The 4,042-nt window shown below is 65.0% G+C and carries 4 protein-coding genes; 2 read left to right on the plus strand and 2 right to left on the minus strand.

Annotated features, from left to right (window positions below; all coding sequences use genetic code 11):
* Positions 1-679: PDR/VanB family oxidoreductase (locus MOV74_RS32880; protein WP_246931156.1), on the plus strand; the 679-nt coding region annotated here is incomplete at its 5' end.
* A gap of 216 nt (positions 680-895) precedes the next feature.
* On the opposite strand, the gene MOV74_RS32885 is transcribed toward MOV74_RS32880, so the two are convergent.
* Together MOV74_RS32885 and MOV74_RS32890 are read right to left on the minus strand one after the other, a co-directional pair.
* On the minus strand, positions 896-2,857 hold the full coding sequence (locus MOV74_RS32885) for a bifunctional diguanylate cyclase/phosphodiesterase (RefSeq protein WP_246931158.1): 1,962 nt from the start codon (positions 2,855-2,857) through the stop codon (positions 896-898).
* Between the two features lie 381 nt (positions 2,858-3,238).
* Positions 3,239-3,604 (minus strand): nuclear transport factor 2 family protein, encoded by a 366-nt coding sequence (locus tag MOV74_RS32890; RefSeq protein ID WP_246931160.1) that lies wholly within the window; start codon positions 3,602-3,604, stop codon positions 3,239-3,241.
* Positions 3,605-3,706: 102 nt separating this feature from the next.
* Here MOV74_RS32890 and MOV74_RS32895 point away from each other — a divergent pair.
* A partial coding sequence (locus MOV74_RS32895; protein WP_246931163.1) for a TetR/AcrR family transcriptional regulator occupies positions 3,707-4,042 on the plus strand: 336 nt, incomplete at its 3' end.

Raw genomic sequence — 4,042 nt, forward strand, 5'->3', positions numbered from 1 at the left:
CTCGCTGCTTGCAGTCGACTGGGCGCGCGAATGCTACTGCCTGATCGCCGGTGGCATCGGCATCACCCCGATCCTCGGCGCCGCGCAGGCACTGGCGCGGCGCGGAGCCGACGTCACGCTGCATTATGCGGTGCGCTCGCGCGGCGAGGCCGCTTATCTCGACGATCTCGCCGCGATGCTTGGGGATCGCCTGGTCGTTCATGCCAGTGACGAAGGCCGGCGGCTCGATCTCGACGCGCTGTTCGCGTCGCTCCCCAAGGGCGCGCTGGCGCTGTTCTGTGGTCCGATGCGGATGCTTGATGCCGCGCGGCACGCCTGGATCGGCGCCGGCCATCCGCTCCCCGATCTCCGCTACGAGACCTTCGGCTCCAGCGGCACGCTGCCGACCGAAGCCTTTCGCGTGCGCCTGAAGGGCTCGAATGTCGAGCTCGAAATCCCCCGCGAACGCTCGATGCTGGATGTGCTCAATGCCAGCGGCCATGACGTGATGTACGATTGCAAGCGCGGCGAATGCGGCCTCTGCGCCATCGACGTGATCGAGGTCGACGGCGAGATCGACCACCGCGACGTCTTCTTCAGTGATCATCAGAAAGAAAGCAATCAGAAGATTTGCGCCTGCGTCTCCCGCGCACGGGGGACGATTACCGTGGACACGCTGCTGCGCGCGGATGCGATTTGAGCGCGCGCGGGCGCCGGACGCCGTTAAGGTGCATGGACGGCGCCGCGGGCTCCTAGCCTCTCCCGCTTGCGGGAGAGGTCGGCGCGAAGCGCCGGGTGAGGGTTCTGTCCCCTGGGGGAGTCCCTCTGCGGAGACACCCTCTCCCCAACCCTCCCCCGCAGGCGGGGGAGGGAGCGCACCTGCTCCGTGGCAGCATTGATCCTATCCCGAGGTAGCCTACGCCGCGTAAATCGCCCGATACTTCTTCGTCTCCAGCAGCGCCAGCACGCTATCCGCCGACACCGGCCGGCTGATCAGATAGCCCTGCGCCTCGCCGCAACTGATCTGGCGCAGATATTCGAGCTGGTCGGCGGTCTCGACTCCCTCGGCGACGACACCGATGCGCAGGTCACGCGCAAGACCGATCACCGATTTCACGATGGCGGCGCAGTCGGGCTGCACCAGCATGTCGCGGATGAAGGACTGGTCGATCTTGATCCGGCTGAACGGCAGCTTGCGCAAATAGGTGAGGGAGGAGAAGCCCGTCCCGAAATCGTCCAGCGCCACGGTGACGCCGAGCTGCAGCAGTGCGTTCAACACCGACTCGGCCGAGCCGTATTTCGACAGCAGCATCGATTCAGTGATCTCGATCTCGAGCCGGTGCGGGGCGATCTTGGCGTCGCTGAGCGCCTGCACGATGGTCTGGAGGATGCCGGCGTTGTGAAACTGCGCCGCGGAGAAATTCACGGCGACCCTGATCTCGTTCGGCCACTTGGCAACCGTCGCGCAGGCGCGGCGGATGACCCATTCGCCGATCTCGTGGATCAGCCCCGTCTCCTCCGCAATCGGGATGAACTCGCTAGGCGGCACCAGCCCACGCTCCGGATGTTGCCAGCGGAGCAGCGCCTCGAAGCCGGTGATCCGGCTTTCGTCGAGATCGAGGAACGGTTGGAACACGAGGAACAGCTCGTTTCGCGCGATCGCGCCGGCGAGGTCTGATTGCAGCGCCTTGCGATCGCGTGAGACCCTGTCGTCGGCTTCCTCGAAGAAGCGGATCGTACCCGGCCCCGCCTTCTTGGCGCGGTAGAGCGCGGCGTCGGCATTCTTCATGACGTCGAGCGACGTAGTGCCGTTGCGCGGTGCCAGCACGATGCCGACGCTGGTTGCGCCCACGATCTGGCGGCCCTCGATCTGGAACGGCTCCTCGAAGGCTGCGACGAAGCGCTCGGCGATCTCGAGTGCGTCTTCCGGCCGCGTCAGATTGTTCATGACCAGCGCGAATTCGTCGCCACCGATGCGTACGATATGTTCGGCCGCGCGCGTGCAGCGCTGCAGGCGGCTTGCGACCTGGACCAGGAATTCGTCGCCGGCAGGATGGCCGAACTTGTCGTTGACCTCCTTGAAGCGATCGAGATCGAGCAGGAGTACCGCGAACTCCTCGCCGGACAAAGCGAGCCGCCTCAAGGCGGCATCGAGCGTTTCGTTGAAGGCGACGCGGTTGGGCAGATGAGTCAGAGGATCCAGCCGGACCGTCCGCTCCGCCTCGATCTGGCGCATCACGCGCCGCGCGAACGCGATCGAATTGACGAACACGCCCCGCAGCAGCACGCTGCCATAGACCACGACGAGGAAGGCGATCAGCAGGAAGGCGAGATCGCCGTTCCTGCCGAGGCAGATGGCGATGCCGAGGAAGATGGGTGCCGTGAAGGCGATGGCCGCGATCGGCATGGTGGCGAAGGCAAGCGCGCCGCCGGCCAGCATGCCCGAGCACAGGCAGGTGATGACAAGCTGCCCGCCGGTCGAGGCATCGGCGAAAAAGGCGACCGGGACGATGCCCCAGGCGGCGCCGAGGATGAAAGCGTTGCGCACCAGCCGGTGCATGGCGCGGCGCGAGACGAATTGCGGTTTTGTGATGCGACGCGCGGCGCGGGATTGGACGCCGAATCCGATTGCGGCGGCGGCCACAGCGACCGCCCAGATCAGGGCAGGCATCCTGTCCGGCGACTGCCACAGCGCGATGGCGAGCACGATGGCGTTGCAGGCATTGGCGAGCATGATGCCGACCGAATAGCCGAGCACAAGCGACATCTGTTCGGCGCGGATATGGCCGGCCACGGCTTCGTCGGTTGCGGGACCGCCAAAGGCCGACAGATCGCCAGCGAGCAGCCGCGCGACATAACTGGTCGTTTGAGTCCGCATTCCAGAGCCTAGCGTGGCCGTTGGTCCGGCCCAGTCTGGAGAATTCGCTGCAAACCTTTGACGAACTATGAATTATCCCCGTTTGCGGAGCTCGCCGTGACCACTTCTGCGTGTTCGATCGGCAGTATCGATAACAAATCGATACAAATGCGTGATGGCGGAGATACGAGGGTAGTTGCATCCGGGCCAATCACGGGAGGCCGTCATGCCCGGGCTTGTCCCGCCTGCGCGGCCGAAGCCGCTTCGGCGCGGCGAAGGCCCGGGCATCCACGTTCTTCGCGCCGCAGTGAAGATCGTGGATGGCCGGGACAGGCCCGGCCATGAAAGCCTCAACGTCTCAAGCTCATGCGTCAGATGCGATGCCCGATAGTTACGCCCTCATCACCGCCCAAGCTGCTTCGGATCGTAATAGAACCGTTCCTCGATCAGCTTGTCGCCGCGCCAAGTCTGCCACGCGATCTCGTCCAGCGTCCGCGTGGTTCCTTCGGCGTTGGTGAAGCTGAAGGTCCAGCGTGTCGCGACATGGTCGCCCTCGATCAGGCTTGGCCCGATGCGCACGGCCTTGACCCGACTGGAGGCCGCCAGCACGGCGCGCTCCTTGGCGACGAGCTTGTCGCGCCCCACCGTCGGCTCGGCATTGTTCTCATAGGTCGCGGCATCAGGTGTGTAGAACTGCTCGATCGCGCCGATGAAATCTCCGGTCTCCAGCCGCTTCGCAAAGGCTTCGACGATGTCACGGCTCGGCATGGCCCACCTCACGATTAAAACCGACTGATAGTCGGTAAATACCGACCGACAGTCGAAAAGTCAACTGGCTGCACGGTTCGAATTCGACTAGACGAGAGAGGCATGGCGAAACAGGCGGAGCGGCGGGCGGCGACATTGGAAGCGATCCTGACGGCAGCGCGCCGCCTGTTCGGGACGCAAGGCTTTGCCGCCACCACAATGGACGAGATCGCGGACGGAGCCCGCATCGCCAAGGGCGCGGTCTATCATCACTTCAGGAACAAGGAGGCGGTGTTCGAAGCCGTATTCGACCAGGTCTCGCGTGATCTCGTCGTGGAGATCGACGGCGCCGCGCGCGCCGAGAAGGACGTGCTCGCCGCGATGGTCGCCGGCACCCAGCATTATTTCGCCGCGACGGCGAAGGGCCCGACCGGCCAGATCATCCTGCGCGACGGCCCG

The organism is Bradyrhizobium sp. SHOUNA76 (assembly GCF_023006445.1).
In the GTDB taxonomy this organism is placed as follows: Bacteria; Pseudomonadota; Alphaproteobacteria; order Rhizobiales; family Xanthobacteraceae; genus Bradyrhizobium.